Origin of the sequence: Rugamonas rubra (genome assembly GCF_900114705.1) — a bacterium.
In the GTDB taxonomy this organism is placed as follows: domain Bacteria; phylum Pseudomonadota; class Gammaproteobacteria; order Burkholderiales; family Burkholderiaceae_D; genus Rugamonas; species Rugamonas rubra.
In genome coordinates, this window is sequence record NZ_FOTW01000034.1 from 17,319 (window position 1) to 34,193 (window position 16,875).

Below are 16,875 nucleotides of genomic sequence, written 5' to 3' on the forward strand. Positions count from 1 at the left end.
GTCAGACCCCTTCGCTTGCGGGGTAAGGCCGGCATCCCTCAGCCCAGTGAAGAACCTTATTTTTGACCGGCCGGCGGCCCAGCCGGCGCCCCCAGCCCCGCCGCCAGCGCGCGCGCCGCGGCCCAGCGGCTGGCCGGCGAGGGGTGGGTGGCGGAGTCGAAATACGGCTGGCCGCTGGCGCGCGCCAGCTTCTTGAAGTAGTTGGCCAGGCGGGCCGCCGGCCAGCCGGCGCGCCAGGCCAGCAGCAGGCCCTCGCGGTCGGCCTCGGCCTCCTGCGCCAGGCCCTGCGGCGCCAGCCTGGCGATCAGCGCGCGGTCGTTCTCCACCGCGTCCTCCAGCGCCAGGAAGGGGCGTGGCGCCCAGCCGGGATCGAGGCGCAGCGCCAGCTGGTATTCCAGCAGGTTATGGCGCAGCACCGCATGGGCGATCTCGTGCGCCAGCAGCATGGCCAGTTCGGCGTCGGTGATGTCGAGCCGCTCCAGATAGGCCTCGCCGACCAGCATCTTGCCGCCGGCCATGCCGTCGGCCGTCTGCCCCTCGTCCGTCGTCACGTGCAGCTCCCAGGCCCAGGCGGCGCTGTCCGGGTAGTCGCGCCGGGCCTGGGCGATCAGGCCGCCGGCGACGCGCCGCACGCGCTCGAGCACGGCGCCGTGGACGTCCAGCGCGTGCCCCTCGCGCAGGACGGCGAGGCGCTCGGCGTACAGTTCGGCGGCGCGGGCCACCACCAACTGCTGGCTGACGGCGTCGGCCTGGACGCCGGCGCCGACCTGGGCGGCGGCGGGCGCGCCGGCCATCAGCGCAAGCAGGCACCAGGCGCGCATCGGCTGCCACATGGGGATTCTCCGACGGAGGGGACAGCTTCCATGGTAATCCAAAGCCGTCCCGGCGGACATGGCTTGGACGGCGGCGATGCGGCGCCGGCCGCCACACCACCATGCCGCTGGAACACATGCGTTACCCCCGTGCCAAGCAAGGCCACGGCCCGATTCGGAATGTCTTGATGCCGACAAACAGACCTGTCACAATGGATTTTCCCCGGGCCATTGCCCCACGCTATACACCAGCCCGCTCACTGTGACAGATCCACTCGGAGGCATTTTATGTTCTCAGGTATCGAACAGTTCCCTACCGCCGGCAAAGCCCAGGTAGAAGCCCAATATGAATTCGTCACCAACCTGGCCCAGACCGGCCTGGAAGGCATCGCCAGGCTGACCGCCTTGAACATGAGCCTGGCGCGCGCCGCGCTCGACGAGTATCCGGCCGCCGCGCGCCAGCGGCTGTCGGCCAACTCGCCGCAGGAGTGGCTGACGGTGGCCGCCTCGCAGGTCGGCCCGCAGATCGAGCGCATGCTCAGCTACGGCCGCCAGGCGGCCGAGATCACGGTCGCCCTGCAAGGCGAGCTGAGCCGCGCCACGCAGGGCGCCGCCCAGCAGCAACAGGCGGCCATGCAGGACGTCCAGGCCAAGGCCACGGCCACGGCCAAGAAGTAGGCCGGCCGGTCGGCAGCTAAGTTAAGAAAACCCACAGGCGAAATTCTAGGGTCAGACCCTAGGGTCTGACCCTAGTTCACCGCCGTTGGGTGGTTTTTTAGCCGCCTGCGCCTTGACGTGGTGACGACACTCCGACGCCGGCCGCCAGGCCGGCGCGGGGATCGACGTCCGCCGCCGACAACACTCAACCTCACGGAGTAGCGCATGTCCACCCCCACCACACCGACCAGTTCGCCCTTTGCCCAGCCCTTCGTCCCACCCTTCGCCGCCGCTGCGATGGAATACTGGGTCGACGCCTGGCAGCGCTCGATCCTGACGCTGGACGTGCTGCGCGAGCGCGGCAACATCTGCGCCGAGCACGAGCAGTCGGGCAAGCCGCCGGTGCTGGTGTTCGACTACGAGATCATCGTCGACGGCCGCAAGCTCGAGCGGGCGGCCAACTACGCGCTGGCCGCCATCAAGCCGCCGGCCGACTGCGTGCCGACCGATCCGCACAAGCGCCCCTTCGTGGTGATCGACCCGCGCGCCGGCCACGGCCCCGGCATCGGCGGCTCGAAGATCGACAGCGAGATCGGCATCGCCCTCAAACAGGGCCACCCCTGCTACTTCGTGATGTTCTTCCCGACCCCGGTGGCGGGCCAGACCATCGAATGCGTCACCTCGGCCGAAAAAATCTTCCTGGCCAAGGTCAATGAGCTGCACCCCGGCGACGCCGGCAAGCCCTTCGTCATCGGCAACTGCCAGGGCGGCTGGGCGCTGATGATCCTGGCCGCGCTGGCGCCCGAGTCGGTCGGCCCGATCCTGCTGGCCGGCTCGCCGATCGCCTACTGGTCCGGCGTCGAGGGCAAGTATCCGATGCGCTACAGCGGCGGCCTGCTGGGCGGCACCTGGGCCGCCTCGCTGGCCGGCGACCTGGGCAACGGCAAGTTCGACGGCGCCCACCTGGTCGACAACTTCGAGCAGCTCGACCCGGCCAACACCTACTGGAACAAGCCCTACGGCCTGTATTCGAAGGTCGACACGGAACGGCAGCGCTTCCTCGACTTCGAGCGCTGGTGGGGCGGCCACTTCCTGCTCAACAAGGAGGAGATGGAGTGGATCAGCCAGAACCTGTTCGTCGGCAACCGCCTGAGCGCTGGCGAGATCTTCCACGACGAGGGCAGGACCCGCATCGACCTGCGCAACATCCGCTCGCCGATCATCGTCTTCGCCTCCTGGGGCGACAACATCACGCCGCCGCAGCAGGCGCTCAACTGGATCCCCGACCTGTACGCCGACGCCGAGCAGATCCGCGACAACGAGCAGACCATCGTCTACTTCCTGCACGAGCACATCGGCCACCTCGGCATCTTCGTCTCGGCCGGCGTGGCCAACCGCGAACACAACGAGCTGGCCTGCGCGCTCGACCTGATCGACGTGCTGCCGCCCGGCCTGTACGAGGCCATCATCACCGACACCTACCCGGACATGCCCGGCCTGGAGTTCGCCAGCGGCCGCTACGTGATCCGCTTCGAGCCGCGCGAGGTGGCCGACATCCTGGCGCTGGACGGCGGCCGCCAGGACGAGAGCGCCTTCGAGGTGGTCAAGCGGGTGGCCCAGGTCAACCAGTCGATGTACGACACCTTCGTCTCGCCGCTGGTGCGGGCGATGAGCAACGAGAGCACGGCGACGCTGTCGCGCAACCTGACGCCGGCGCGGCTGGAGCGCCACCTGTTCTCCGACAACAACCCGCTGCTGAAGGCGATGGCGCCGCTGGCCGAGATGGTCAAGGCGCGGCGCCAACAGGTGGCGCCGGACAACCCGCTGCTGCTGGCCGAGCAGCAGGCCAGCAAGCACATCGGCCAGGCGCTGGACCACTACCGCGACGTGCGCGACGCCGCCGGCGAGATGATGTTCAAGGCCATCTACGAGTCGCCGCTGCTGAAGGCCATGGTCGGCATCAACCCGAGCGCGCCGCCGGCCGGCCGGCCGAGCGCGCACAGCCACGGCGTGGAGGAGCGCCGCCACCTCAAGCGGATGGCGCGCGACGCCCGCTACGAGCAGGGCAGCCAGGAGTCCGGTTTCCTGCGCCTGCTGATCTACGTGGCCAGCGGCGTCGGCGTGGTCGACAAGCGGCCCTTCGACGGCATCCGCGCGCTGATGCGCGAGCGCGGCCTGGACAAGACCGTCACCCTGACCCAACTGAAGGAGGCGGTCAACCTGCAAACCTACCTGGTGCGCCAGGACGAGACGCGCGCCCTGCAGGGACTGCGCGTGCTGCTGCCCGAGCCGGCCCAGCGCAGCGAGGCCCTGGCGCTGGCCCACCGCCTGCTGGAGATGGGCGGCCCGATCAAGGAGGAGAAGCTGGTGCGGCTGCGCCGCATCGGCCAGATCCTCGAGGTCGAGCTGCCGGAGAAGAAGGAATAGAGCGTTTCCTCGGTGCGGCAAGGTCGAAAAGGCAATGTGTCCGTAGTGAAATAATGCTAGGATGGCAATTCCATTGTTACGGAGCCGCCATGCGTCCCTTGTTCGCCCTGCCCTTATTGTTGTTGACCCTGCAAGCCCACGGCGCCGAGCCGCAATACCTGAACGCCGAGCGCGACTGCCGCGTCGCCGATCCACAGCCGCAGCCCGGGCTCAGCGTCACCTGGGAGGGCGCCTGCAAGGACGGCTACGCCGACGGCATGGGCGTGCTGCGCTGGTTCCTCAAGGAGCAGCCGCACGGCGCCTACGAGGGCGTGCTGCGCGCCGGCCTGCCGAACGGCCCCGGCTTCCGCCTCAATCCGGACAACTCCAGCTTGCAGGGCGACTTCGTCGACGGCCGGCTGGACGGTCCCGGCGTGTATGTCACGCCCAAGAATGGCAAGCTGAGCGCGACCTTCCGCCACGGCCAGCCGTCCGGCAAGGTCGAATTCACCTACAACAACGGCGACCGCTACCAGGGCGACTGGAGCGCCAACGGGCCGCACGGCCAGGGCAGCATGCAGTTCGCGCTGGGCGGCAGCTACCAGGGCTTCTGGCTGCACGGCCGCATGGAGGGCAAGGGCCGCATCCTGTATCCCAACGGCGAACAGCTGGACGGCGAGTTCGAGCAGGGCCATCTGCGCGGCGCGGCCGTGCCGGCGGCCGAGCCGGCGCAGTATACGATCAAGCGGGAGAAAACCGGTACGCACATCCCGCGCGCGGCGGCCACCGGACTGAGCGTGCCGCCGCAACTGGCCTACGCGCAGCTGACGCCGGCGCAGCAATGGACCGTCAAGCAGCCCTACCGCATCCTGCAGGAGGCCGACGAACCGCCCTACCCGCTGGCCGGCACCGGCGCGCTGGTCAAGGCCTTCCTGGAACTGCCACGGAAGTCGCCGACGGACGGAGAGTACCGCCTGAACGTGCTGGTCGGCGCGGACGGCAAGTGCGACAGCGCCGAAGTGCAGACGGCGCCCACCCCGGCACTGGGCCAGATGGCGGCGTCGATCCTGCTGGTGAGCAAGTTCAAGCCCGCCGTCTGCGCCGGCAAGCCCTGCGCCATGCGCTATCCGGTCAACTTCCAGCTGAGTAGCAAGCCCAACTAGGCGGGCCGGCTTTTTCGACAAAAATTGGCTGGCTGAAACGAATCTGGCCACTTTTGACTTACATCAAAGTTTTTGCTGCTCCGCGTCATTAAACTGGCTTCGTTACTTAATGACATGTAGAGAGAGGAAGAACAATGAAGAAGCCTGTAGCCGCAATGATCCTGGCAACCCTCGGTATGGTCGCCGGCAACGCTCTGGCCGAGCAAAGCCCATGGATGGTGCGTGTACGCCTTGAGCGTCTGAGCCCGGCCGACAAATCGGACCCAGTCGGTGGTGTTGGCGCGTCGGACCGTATCAGCGTCAGCAAAAAGACCATCCCGGACATCGATATTTCCTATTTCTTCACCCCGAACATCTCGGCCGAGCTGGTATTGACCTACCCGCAAAAGCACGACGTGATGCTGGACGGCGCGAAAATCGGCACCTTCAAGCACCTGCCGCCTACCCTGCTGGCGCAGTACCACTTCATGCCTGAAGCCACCTTCTCGCCGTACCTGGGCGTCGGTGTGAACTACACCAACATCCACAAGGTCGAGCTGCTGGGCGGCGCGGGCAGCCTGGAGCACAAGAGCGTAGGTCTGGCGCTGCAAGCCGGTGCCGACTACAAGATCGACAAGAACTGGTCGCTCAACTTCGACGTCAAGAAAATCCAGATCCGTAGCGATGTCTTCGCCGCCGGCACCAAGATCAGCAACGTGCAGATCGACCCATGGCTGGTGGGCGTTGGCGTAGGCTACCGCTTCTAATAGTTGCTTGTAACAAGCACGGGGCCTCGGCCCCTATTCGATGGCTTTTCGCCATCGCGCCCCCCGCATCAAGGGAACCGGGCTCCTGGCAATGCGCGCTGCAGTTCGAGCGCGCATTGTCGTTTTTGGCTGTCCGGCGCCAGCGCGCCGACCGCCACGCGCACGCAAGGGTGGCGCGCCGCCGCACCGCGTTGCCACGCCAACAAGGTGCGCTAGATCGTTGTTTCCCAACGACAATTCCTGTTCTCATACAAGGATATTTTCGATAGAAAACTACCCTGTATCAAATTAAAGTGTTTTCACTTGGCAAACTGAGGAACAATATTTGTCTTAGATCCCCTTACTCCTCAAAGGATAGTTGTCATGTCAATCGCCAATATGAAAATCGGCGCCCGCCTCGGCGTCGCCTTTGCCGTGGTGCTGGCCCTGCTGGTCGCCGTCGTGCTGTTGGGCCTGAATTCGATGGGCCGCATCGGCATCCGCACGCACGACATCATCAGCGACAAGAACGTCAAAATGGCGGCCGCCAACACCATGGTCGACAACGTGCGCAGCATCACGCTGTCGCTGACCAACATCGTGGTGCTGCCCAGCATGGAGCAGGTCGATGCCGAGCTGGCCAAGATCGGCGAGGCGCGCAAGAAATACGGCGCCGCCAAGACCGTCCTCAGCGAGCACCTGCGCGACGACAAGGAGAAGGCCCTGCTGGCCGCCGTCGACGCCCTGCTCAAGGAGGGCGCGGCGAAAAACAACAAGGTCATCGCGCTGCGCAAGGACGGCGAGATCCAGGACGCCATCGTCTACCTGACCACGGTGGCCTCGCCCAGCCTGAACGGCGTGCTCAAGGCGCTCGACGACATCCTGGTCTACGAGACCAGCCAGGCCGGCCAGGCCGGCGAGGAGGTCGAGGCGGTGCTGGCCAACGCGCAGACACTGCTGATCGCGCTGGGCCTGCTGGCGCTGGCCTTCGGCGCGGCGGTGGCCTGGTACATCACCCGCTCGATCACGGTGCCGCTGAACAAGGCGGTCGGCGTCGCCGAGACGGTCGCCGCCGGCGACCTGTCGGGCCACATCGAGGTGCACAGCACGGACGAGACGGGCCGCCTGATGAGCGCGCTGAAGGCGATGCACGACAGCCTGCTGCTGGTGGTCGGCCAGGTGCGCAGCGGCACCGACACCATCGCCACCGCCTCCAACGAGATCGCCGCCGGCAACCTCGACCTGTCCTCGCGCACCGAGCAGCAGGCCAGTTCGCTGGAGGAGACCGCCTCGTCGATGGAGGAGCTGACCTCCACCGTCAAGCAGAACGCCGACAACGCGCGCCAGGCCAACACGCTGGCGCGCAGCGCCTCCGAGGTGGCCAGCAAGGGCGGCGCCATCGTCGCCCAGGTGGTCGACACGATGGGCACCATCAACGAATCGTCGCGCCGCATCGTCGACATCATCGCGGTGATCGACGGCATCGCCTTCCAGACGAATATTCTGGCGCTCAACGCGGCCGTCGAGGCGGCGCGCGCCGGCGAACAGGGCCGCGGCTTCGCCGTGGTGGCCTCCGAGGTGCGCAACCTGGCGCAGCGCTCGGCCGGCGCGGCCAAGGAGATCAAGGAGTTGATCGCTGCCTCGGTGGCCAACGTGGAGACCGGCTCGCGCCTGGTCGGCGAGGCCGGCCAGACCATGGGCGACATCGTCGAGAGCATCGTGCGGGTCACCGACATCATGGGCGAGATCACCTCGGCCAGCCAGGAGCAGACCATGGGGATCGAACAGATCAACATGGCCATCACGCAGATGGACGAGGTGACGCAGCAGAACGCGGCGCTGGTGGAACAGGCGGCGGCGGCCTCGCAGAGCATGCAGGAGCAGGCCGCCGGCTTGGCCCAGGTGGTCGGCTTCTTCAAGACCGGCGCGGCGGAGGCCGTGGCGGCGCCGGCGGCGCGTCCCGCGCCACGGCGCGCCACGGCGGTGGTCAAGCCGCTGGCGTTCAAGGCCAGGGCAAGCAGCGGCAGCGGCAGCAGCGGCAGCGGCAGCAGCGGCAGCGGCAGCGGCAGCGGCAGCAGCGGCAGCGGCAGCAGCGGCAGCGGCAGCGGCAGCAGCGGCAGCGGCAGCGGCAAGGCGGCCGGTGCGCCGGCCAAGCGCCTGACCACGCCGGCGGCGACGGCCGGCGACGGCGAGTGGGAAGAGTTCTAAGCGGTTCTAGGCGGCTAGGGTTGGATCTTGACGCAGGTGTCCGGCACGGGCACCGGCGCGCCCTGCTCGGAGACGATCCAGCCGGCCAGCCGTTCGCGCAGCGCGGCCAGCTGGCAAGGGTCGAAGTCGACCAGCAGGGTCTTGCCCTCGCGGCCGACCACCCTGCCTTCGGCGAAGCCGAGCACCACCTGTTCTGCCGCTTGCGGCGACAGGGTGGCCTGGCTGGTCTGGCGGAGAAGGAGGCGTTGCATGCGCCCAGTCTACTCCATCGCCGGCCGCCCGGCGGCGTCTATGGCGCGCGCCAACAACACCTCACGGCAGCCGCCCCAGTCCCTCGAACTCGGTCCCCAGCCCCATGCGCAGCGCGGCGCCGTTGATCAGCCCCAGCATGGCGATGGCGCGCTTGCTGTCGCGCGGCAGCGCCAGCACCTCGGGGTGGGCGGCCAGCAGCAGCGCGGCGCAGCCGGTCACCGCCGGGCAGGCCATCGAGGTGCCGCTCATCACCGCGTAGGCGGCCGGCGGCACCGTCGAGACGATGCCCACGCCCGGCCCGGTCAGGTCGACCTCCGGGCCGACGTTGGAGAAGCCGGCGACGAAGACGGCGTCGTCGTCGGCCGAGAACGGCGCCAGCGCGTCCATCGTCTCGGTCGAGCCGGCCGGGTAGCTGCCGAGCCGGCCGATGGCCGACACCGCCAGCGCCTCCGGCCAGCGCGCCGGATAGCTGACCGGGCCGCGCGCGTCGTTGCCGCTGGCGATGATGCACAGGCTGCCCTTGTCGAAGGCGTCCTTGATCGCCTCGTGCACCGCCTCGTCGCGCAGGGCGCCGCCCAGGCTCAGGTTGAGCAGGTCGCAGCCGTCGGCGACGGCGCGGTCGATGGCGCGGATGATGTCGTAGTTGGTGGCGCCGTTGCCGGCGTTGGGGAACACCCGGTAGCTCATCAAGCGCACCCCGGGGGCGACGCCGCGGCGCCCGCCCGGCGGCGCGCCACGGCTGGCGAGGATGCCGGCGACGTGGCTGCCGTGCTCGCCGTCGAGCGCCGCCGGGCCGTGGCCGCCGACGTCGTTCTCGGCCTGCACGAAGGCGGCGCCGCCGGCCACCGCCAGGTCCGGGTGGGCCAGGGCGACGCCGGTGTCGATCACCGCCACGCTGACGCCGGCGCCGGCGCCCAGCTCGTGGCGGCCGTACAGCCGGGCCAGGTAGTCGTCGACCGCCAGGTCGATAGTCGCCAGGCGGATGCGCACGGCCGAATGCAGGCTCAGCCCGGCGCGGTGGCAGCCCCAGTAGCCGGCCGGGCCGTAGGCCACCAGCAGCTCGACCCGCTTGCGGCTGGCGCCCAGTTGCAGCCGCACCAGGCCGTCGGCGTCGCTGACGCCCTCGGCGCCGGCGCGGGCGGCGAAGTCGGTGAAGGCGATCACGCGGGCGCCGGCCACCGGCAGCTTGCCGTCGCCGCGCAGCACCTGCAGCGTGATCGCCGCCGCGCGCGCGCCGGCGGCGGCCGGCGCGGCGCGCGCGGCGGGGTTGAGCTGCAGCTGGGGCCGCCGGCTCAGCTGGTACACCACCAGCGGCACGGCGCGCACGCCGGGCGCGCTGACCTTCAGCGCCAGCAGCTGCTCGGGGGTCAGCGCGGCCAGCTTGGCGCCGTCGTCGTGGGTCGAGTGCAGGATCTGCGGCGGCGGCGGCGCGGCGGCCGAAGCGGCGCCGCGCGCCAGCGCCGCCGTCGCCACCAGGGCGGCGTTGCTGGGCGGCGCCGCCACGCGGTCGAGCGCGCTCATCTCGGCCGAGCGCATGCCGCGCAGCGGCAGCAGCACGTACTCGGCGGCCTCCCAGACGCGCGCGCCAGCCGGCCGCGGATAGGCCGGCACGGCTGCGGCGCCGGCCGGCGCGGCGGCGTCGGCGGCGTCGTCGGCGTCGGCGTCGGCGGCGTCGTCGGCGTCGTCGGCGCCGTCGGCGTTGCGCTTGAGCAGGCGGGCGGCCGCCAGCATGGCGTTGCCGCCGCCGCCGAGCACGGCGACGAAGAAGTCGAGCAGCGCGTCGACGCGGACTAGCTGCGCCGCCAGGCCGCCGGCGCCCTCGAAGGCCGCCGCCACGTAGGCGACGGCGGCGTTGACGTGGCGCGCCGTGACGCGCGGCTCGCCGGCGGCCAGCGCGATGTCGAGGCCGTCGAGCCAGGCGGCCAGGTCGAGCAGGCTGTGGTAGCGCCGCATGGTCTGGCGCTGCTCGGGGAAGCTGAGGTTCTCGCCGAGCAGATTGCACAGGCGGCCGGCCAGCTGCCGCAGCAGGGCGGTGGCCGGCCTGAGCGTGGCGGCGGCGATGGCCTCGCCGTGGCCGGCCGGCGCCAGCGCTTCGGTGTCGTGGTGCTCCATGGTGGCTCTCCCGCGCCCGGCGTTGGCGGACGGATTGTTATGACGAATGCATTATTGCAATTCGCATCATTTTGCACCATTGTCCTCCAGCTTGCTTGGCGCCGGCGCAGGCCTGCGCGCAGGGCTGCTGCGCCAGATCGAGCCGGCGCCACATGGCGCCGTTTTTGCCCGCGCGCGGCGGCGGCGGGCCGCTATAATGTTGCAAACCGAATAGCACCGCCCCCACCACGGAAACACGCCATGCGCAAGTTTGTGATTGTCCTGCTGCCCCTGCTGTTGAGCGCCTGTGTCGACGACTCTGCCTCCTACTACGCCGACGGCGTCGGCAACCACGCGCTGACCTTACGCCGCGCGCAACAGAACTTCTGGAGCGACGCGACGACGGTGGACCTGATCATGTCGCGCCTGCCCGACTGCCAGCGCCGCATCCGCCTGGCGACGATGCCGGCCGGCGAGGTGGAGATCGAATTGTTCGGCGGCCGCGACAACAACTGGACGCTGCGCGCCGGCAACCAGGTGTGGCAGGTGGAGAGCCAGACCTGCTCGCAATATGCGGACAACAAGGGGGAGTTCGGCGAGCCGGTGGGGATTTTCCGCGCCGAGGGCGGCAAGTTCACTTTCCAGCCGGCGCTGGTGACGCCGCCGGCCGTGCCGGCGCAGGGCGCGCCGCAGTAGGCGCGACGAACCTTACCCCTCCCCCGGGGACGCGGAAGCCGGGGTCTGACCCCGCCAGGGGTCAGACCCCTCTTCTGGCGGGGTGAGGCCGGCATCCCGCCAGCCCGCGAACAAGCCTATGTCCCTTAGCGCGACAGGGCCGGCCGGCGCGGCGCGCCGACGGCCGGGGCGCGGCCCTCGGCGGCGCTGAGGCGGAAGCGCGTCACCAGCTGGGCCAGCATGGCGGCCTGGTCCTGCATGCTGCCGGCGGCGGCGGCGGCCTCCTCGACCAGCGCGGCGTTCTGCTGGGTCACCGAGTCCATCTCGGTGATGGCCTGGTTGACATGGCCGATGCCGGTGCTCTGCTCGTGCGAGGCGGAGGTGATCGCGCCCATGATCTCGGTGACGCGCGAGACGCTGGCCACCACCTGGTCCATCGTGGTGCCGGCCTCGGCCACCAGCACGCTGCCGGCCTTGATGCTGTCGACCGACGCGCCGATCAACTCCTTGATCTCCTTGGCCGCCGCCGCGCTGCGGTGGGCCAGGTTGCGCACCTCGGTGGCGACCACGGCGAAGCCACGGCCCTGCTCGCCGGCTCGGGCCGCCTCGACCGCCGCGTTGAGCGCCAGAATATTCGTTTGGAAGGCGATGCCGTCGATCACGCTGATGATGTCGACGATGCGCGTCGCCGAGGCGTTGATGGTCTCCATGGTCTGCACCACCTGCGACACCACGTGGCCGCCCTTCTCGGCCACCTGGGCGGCCGAGATCACCAGCTGGTTGGCCTGCTGGGCGTTGGCGGCGTTCTGGTTGACGGTGGAGGTCAACTCCTCCATCGAGGCGGCGGTTTCTTCCAGCGAGCTGGCCTGGCTTTCGGTGCGGGCCGACAAGTCCATATTGCCGGTGGCGATCTCGGCCGAGGCGGTGGCGATGGTGTCGGCGCTGCGGCGGATCTCGCCGATGGTGTCGGCCAGCTTGGCCTGCATGGTCTTCATGCCGAACAGGATGCTGCTGTCGTCGGTCTGGTGGGTCTGCACCGGGGTGCTCAGGTCGCCGTTGGCGATCTGCAGGGCCACCTCGCTGGCGTAGGCCGGGTCGCCGCCGATGGTGTGGCGCAGGCTGCGGTTGATCGCGCTCACCACCAGCCACAGCAGCACGAACACGCCGGCCAGCACGGCGCCCGACTTGAGCAGCGAGGCGCGGAAGGCGTCGTCGATGTCGTCCATGTAGACGCCGGTGACCAGGTCCCAGCCCCACGGCTTGTAGCGCGCCACCCGGCTCATCTTGGCGACCGGCTCGGTGCCGCCCGGGCGGGTCCAGTGGTAGTGGACGAAGCCGGCACCGGACGGGCTGGCGCCGGCGGCGGCGATGTTGCGGTACAGGTAGACGCCCTTGGCGTCCTTGAAGTCGCTCAAATCCTTGCCGTCGTTCTCGGGTTTGAAGGGATTCATCAGCGCGACGCCGGTCGCGCTGGTGATGGAGACGTAGCCGTCCTTGCCGAAGCGCAGCGACTTGATCACTTCGCGGGCGCGCTTTTGCGCCTCTTCCTTGCTCAGCGCGCCGGACTGGGCCTGCTCGCCGTACAACTTGACGACGCTCAGGGCGACGTCGTCGACATCGCTCAGGTCGTTGCTGCGCTCTTCGATGCGCAGATCGCGGGTTTGCACCGCGCCATAGACAAAAATGATGAAGATGCAGATCAGGCTTGCGATGAGCGGCACCCACAGCTTTTGTTGGAAAGACAGTTTATTCACGGCTATCCTCTTTTGGAATCGGCAATACGAGAATAAAGAATAGTCTTAGAAGTGACGTGAATGCAACAGTTTGCCGAGAAGTAATTCCTTGCAATCGATTTTATGTGCCAAAAGGCAACAAGTTGAAGTGGTGATTGACAAGGTTTTGCAATTGACAAACAAAAAGGCGCGGCGATGGTGGTCGCCGCGCCGGGCTGCTCGCGGCGCCGGCGGCGGCTCCGCGTCCCCCTGTCGGATGGCCGAGCGTTAGACCGTGGCGCGGGCTTCGCTGTCCAGGCCGGCGGCCTGGTGCGCGTTGTAGCGCGCGCCGGCCACGGCGCCGGCCGGCATCGCCTCGTCCAGGCGCGCCAGGTCGGCCGCCGACAGCACCAGGCCGGTGGCGCCCAGCGCCTCGCCCAGCCGGTCGCGTGTGCGCGCGCCGACCAGCGGCACGATGTCGACGCCCTGCGCCAACACCCAGGCGATGGCCACCTGGGCCACCGACACGCCCAGCTCGGCGGCGATGGCGCGCACCTTCTCCACCAGCGCCAGGTTGCGCCGCAGGTTGTCGCCCTGGAAGCGCGGGCTGTACTGGCCGCGGAAGTCGGCCTCGCCGGCGCGCTGCGCGCTCCAGTGGCCGGAGATCAGGCCGCGCGACAACACGCCGTAGGCGGTGACGCCGATGCCCAGCTCGCGGCAGGTTTGCAGGATGCCGTCCTCGATGCCGCGCGAGATCATCGAGTATTCGATCTGCAGGTCGGCGATCGGGTGCACCGCGTGGGCCCGGCGCAAGGTGTCGGCGCCGACCTCGGACAGGCCGATGTGGCCGATGTGGCCGGCCTTGACCAGCTCGGCCATGGCGCCGACGGTGTCCTCGATCGGCACGTTCGGGTCGAGCCGGGCCGGACGGTAGATGTCGATCTGCTCGACGCCCAGCCGTTGCAGCGAGTAGGCGGCGAAGTTCTTCAGCGCCGCCGGGCGGTTGTCGATGCCGCTCCAGCCGCCGTCCGGGTCGCGCAGCGCGCCGAACTTGACGCTGATCTGCACGCTGTCGCGCGCCCGGCCGGCCAGCGCCTCGCGCAGCAGCAGCTCGTTGTGGCCCATGGCGTAGAAGTCGCCGGTGTCGAGCAGGGTGACGCCGGCGTCGAGCGCGGCGTGGATGGTGGCGATGCTTTCGGCGCGGTCGGCCGGGCCGTACAGGTCGGACATGCCCATCAGGCCCAGGCCCAGTTGCGCCACTTGCGGGCCGGTGTTGCCGAGTTTGCGGGTTTGCATGGTGTTTCTCCAGTGTCGTTGAGGGGGGCGCGGACGCCGTGTCGGGCCGCGGTGAAGCCATTATGCTATTATCGATATCGGTAATAAATCATCAAAATCGTATTTGTTTATTCGAGAATAGCTAACAATCATGGACCAGTTCAAGGCGATGCAGATCTTCAAGGCGGTGGCCGACTGCAAAAGCTTCACCCAGGCGGCCGAGCAGCTCGACCTGCCCAAGCCCAGCGTCAGCAACGCCGTGCAGGCCATCGAACAGCAGCTCGGGGTGCGCCTGCTGCAGCGCACCACGCGCAAGGTCAGCCTGACCGTCGAGGGGCAGATCTACCTGGACCGCTGCGGCGCCCTGCTCAACGACCTGGAGGACGTCAACGCCCTGTTCCTCGGCGACGGCCGCCAGCCCAGCGGCAGCATCCGCGTCGAACTGCCCGAGCGGCTGGCCCACCTGGTGGTGATCCCCGCCCTGCCCGACTTCTTCCGCCAGTTCCCCGACATCCAGCTGCGGCTCGGCTCGAACGACCGCTACGCCGACCTGGTCGGCGAGGGCATCGACTGCGCCGTGCGCGGCGGCACCCTGCGCGACTCCAGCCTGATCGCCAAGCGCATCGGCGAGATCGAGCAGATCAACTGCGGCGCGCGCAGCTACCTGGAGCGCCACGGCCGGCCGCAAACGCTGGCCGACCTGGCCCAGCACCAGGCGGTCAACTTCTTCTCCAGCCAGACCGGCCGCGACCTCGACTGGGAGTACCAGGACGCCGACGGCCAGCGCCGCACCTTGAGCATGCGCAGTTCGGTCTCGGTCAACGGCACCGAGGCCTACCTGGAAAGCTGCCGTGCCGGCCTGGGCTTGATCCAGAACCCGCGCGTCGGCCTGGGCAAGCTGCTGGCCACCGGCGAGCTGGAGGAGGTGCTGCCGCAGTGGCGCCCGGCGCCGCTGCCCTTGTCTATCGTCTACGCCCACAACCGCCACCTGTCGCCCCGGGTGCGGGTCTTCGTCGACTGGCTGGCCGATGTGCTTACGCAGCAAAGTGTGTCAAAATAAGGAATCTTTCCATTTCACAATTCCCCATGACACCCAATCTGTTCCCGGCGCTGACGTTGGCGCTGGCGTTCTCGGTCGGCGCGCAGGGCCCCGCCGCCGCCGCCGCCAAGGCCGGCAAGGGCGGCGCCCAGCCGGCCGCCGCGGCGGCCAGCCCGGCCACCACGCAGGCCGCGCAGGCCGCCGCGCGCGCCATCACGGCCGACGGTTTGCTCAAGCACATCAAGACCCTGGCCTCCGACGAGTTCGAGGGCCGCGCCCCGGCCAGCAACGGCGAGACCGTCACGCTGAGCTATCTGCAAGGCCAGTTCAAACAGCTCGGCCTGGAGCCGGGCAACCCGGACGGCACGTATCTGCAAAAAGTGCCGATGCTGGGCATCTCCAGCCATCCGACGCTGAAATACACCGCGCCGCTGCCGGGCAGCGCCAGCGTGGCCCTGCAGTTCCCCGAGGACTACGTGGCCTGGACCGCGCGCACCGAAAAAACCATCAGCGTGGCCGACTCGGAGCTGGTGTTCGTCGGCTACGGCGTCAACGCGCCGGAGTTCCGCTGGGACGACTACAAGGGCGTCGACCTGAAGGGCAAGACCCTGCTGATGCTGATCAACGATCCGCCCGTGGCCGATCCCAAGCACCCCGGCCAGCTCGACCCGAACGTGTTCGGCGGCAAGGCGATGAGCTACTACGGCCGCTGGACCTACAAGTTCGAGATGGCCGCCAAGCTGGGCGCGGCGGCGGCGCTGATCGTCCACGAGACCAAGCCGGCGGCCTACCCCTTCGAGGTGGTGCGCAACAGCTGGGGCCGGGAGAACTTCGCCATCCGCGGCAAGGGCGTCAACCCGGCCTTCCCGGCGATGCCCGGCTGGCTGCAGCTGGAGCGCGCGCGCGAACTGGCCAAGGCCGGCGGCCACGACTTCGACGCCCTCAAGCAAGCCGCGCTGTCGCGCGACTTCAAGCCGGTGGCCTTGGGCGTGCGCATCAACATGACGGCGCAGAACGTCTGGCGCGAGGTCGGCTCGCACAACCTGTTGGCCAAGATCAGCGGTAGCGATCCGGCCGTCAAGGACGAGGTGGTCATCTACAGCGCGCACTGGGACCACTTCGGCATCGACGAGAGCCTGCCCGGTCCGCGCAGCCAGCAAATCTTCCACGGCGCCAAGGACAACGCCTCCGGCGTGGCCGCGCTGCTGGAAGTGGCGCGCGCCTACAAGGCGCTGCCAACGCCGCCCCGCCGCACCATCCTGTTCCTGCTGACCACCGGCGAGGAGCGCGGCCTGCTCGGCGCGCAGTACTACGCCAGCTATCCGCTGTATCCGCTGGCCAAGACGCTGCTCGACATCAACGTCGACGGCCTCAACCTGTGGGGCCGCACCCGCGACGTCGAGCTGACCGGCATGGGCAAGTCCAGCGCCGACGACGTGGTCGCCGAGGTGGCGCGCGGCCAGGGCCGCCTGGCGCGGCCGGACAGCAACAGCGCCTTCGGCGGCTTCTACCGGGCCGACCAGTTCGAGTTCGCCAAGGTCGGCGTGCCCGTCGTGTATGTGCGCGGCGGCACCGACTTCATCGGCAAGCGGGCCGGCTACGCCCAGCAAAAGCTGCTCAGCTACATCGCGCACGACTACCACACCGTCAACGACGTGGTGCAGCCGGACTGGGATCTGGCCGGCGCGGTGCAGGATGTCGGCCTGTTGTTCCAGGTCGGCTACCAGGTGGCGCAGGGGAAGGAGTATCCTCACTGGAAGAGCGGCGCGGAATTCAAGGCGGTGCGCGAGCGCATGCTGGCGGCGCCGGCCAAATGACGCCACCCGGCGAGATCCATTTAGCAGTCTGTGCAGTACACGA

At 68.9% G+C, this 16,875-nt stretch carries 13 protein-coding genes; 8 read left to right on the forward strand and 5 right to left on the reverse strand.

The annotated features are described in order from the left end of the window. Positions 1-56 precede the first annotated feature (56 nt). The gene (locus BM252_RS26930) at positions 57-833 is read right to left on the reverse strand and encodes a M48 family metalloprotease (protein ID WP_093390751.1); all 777 of its coding nucleotides are present in this window, start codon (positions 831-833) and stop codon (positions 57-59) included. Positions 834-1,100: 267 nt separating this feature from the next. On the opposite strand from BM252_RS26930, the gene BM252_RS26935 reads away from it, so the two are divergent. The 5 genes from BM252_RS26935 (at position 1,101) to BM252_RS26955 (ending at position 7,971) form a co-directional block, all read left to right on the forward strand. Continuing rightward, positions 1,101-1,490, forward strand: a complete 390-nt coding sequence (locus BM252_RS26935; RefSeq protein ID WP_093390752.1) for a phasin family protein — start codon at positions 1,101-1,103, stop codon at positions 1,488-1,490. Between the two features lie 204 nt (positions 1,491-1,694). Further along, positions 1,695-3,896: a DUF3141 domain-containing protein gene (locus BM252_RS26940; RefSeq protein WP_093390753.1), complete on the forward strand. Its 2,202-nt coding sequence runs from the start codon at positions 1,695-1,697 to the stop codon at positions 3,894-3,896. A gap of 89 nt (positions 3,897-3,985) precedes the next feature. Beyond that, positions 3,986-5,038: an MORN repeat-containing protein gene (locus BM252_RS26945; RefSeq protein ID WP_174900698.1), complete on the forward strand. Its 1,053-nt coding sequence runs from the start codon at positions 3,986-3,988 to the stop codon at positions 5,036-5,038. A 134-nt stretch (positions 5,039-5,172) separates the two neighbouring features. Further along, complete coding sequence (locus BM252_RS26950) at positions 5,173-5,784, forward strand: OmpW/AlkL family protein (RefSeq protein ID WP_093390755.1); 612 nt, start codon at positions 5,173-5,175, stop codon at positions 5,782-5,784. A gap of 363 nt (positions 5,785-6,147) precedes the next feature. Further along, positions 6,148-7,971, forward strand: coding sequence for a methyl-accepting chemotaxis protein (locus tag BM252_RS26955; RefSeq protein WP_245774472.1), 1,824 nt, complete (start codon positions 6,148-6,150; stop codon positions 7,969-7,971). Positions 7,972-7,985: 14 nt separating this feature from the next. On the opposite strand, the gene BM252_RS26960 is transcribed toward BM252_RS26955, so the two are convergent. Continuing rightward, the gene (locus tag BM252_RS26960) at positions 7,986-8,222 is read right to left on the reverse strand and encodes a hypothetical protein (RefSeq protein WP_093390756.1); all 237 of its coding nucleotides are present in this window, start codon (positions 8,220-8,222) and stop codon (positions 7,986-7,988) included. Between the two features lie 61 nt (positions 8,223-8,283). Beyond that, complete coding sequence (locus BM252_RS26965; protein ID WP_093390757.1) at positions 8,284-10,335, reverse strand: S8 family serine peptidase; 2,052 nt, start codon at positions 10,333-10,335, stop codon at positions 8,284-8,286. A 240-nt stretch (positions 10,336-10,575) separates the two neighbouring features. On the opposite strand from BM252_RS26965, the gene BM252_RS26970 reads away from it, so the two are divergent. Further along, positions 10,576-11,010 (forward strand): YdgH/BhsA/McbA family protein, encoded by a 435-nt coding sequence (locus BM252_RS26970; RefSeq protein WP_093390758.1) that lies wholly within the window; start codon positions 10,576-10,578, stop codon positions 11,008-11,010. 125 nt (positions 11,011-11,135) lie between these two features. Here the strand turns inward: BM252_RS26970 and BM252_RS26975 are convergent, their stop codons facing one another. Together BM252_RS26975 and BM252_RS26980 are read right to left on the reverse strand one after the other, a co-directional pair. After that, the gene (locus BM252_RS26975) at positions 11,136-12,743 is read right to left on the reverse strand and encodes a methyl-accepting chemotaxis protein (protein WP_093390759.1); all 1,608 of its coding nucleotides are present in this window, start codon (positions 12,741-12,743) and stop codon (positions 11,136-11,138) included. 246 nt (positions 12,744-12,989) lie between these two features. Further along, the gene (locus BM252_RS26980; protein ID WP_093390760.1) at positions 12,990-13,997 is read right to left on the reverse strand and encodes an aldo/keto reductase; all 1,008 of its coding nucleotides are present in this window, start codon (positions 13,995-13,997) and stop codon (positions 12,990-12,992) included. A gap of 130 nt (positions 13,998-14,127) precedes the next feature. Here BM252_RS26980 and BM252_RS26985 point away from each other — a divergent pair, with 130 nt between their 5' ends. Together BM252_RS26985 and BM252_RS26990 are read left to right on the forward strand one after the other, a co-directional pair. Beyond that, entirely contained in the window at positions 14,128-15,036 is a 909-nt protein-coding gene (locus tag BM252_RS26985; protein WP_093390761.1) for a LysR family transcriptional regulator, read from the forward strand. Positions 15,037-15,062: 26 nt separating this feature from the next. Next, positions 15,063-16,832, forward strand: a complete 1,770-nt coding sequence (locus BM252_RS26990) for a M28 family peptidase (protein ID WP_093390762.1) — start codon at positions 15,063-15,065, stop codon at positions 16,830-16,832. Positions 16,833-16,875 lie beyond the last annotated feature (43 nt).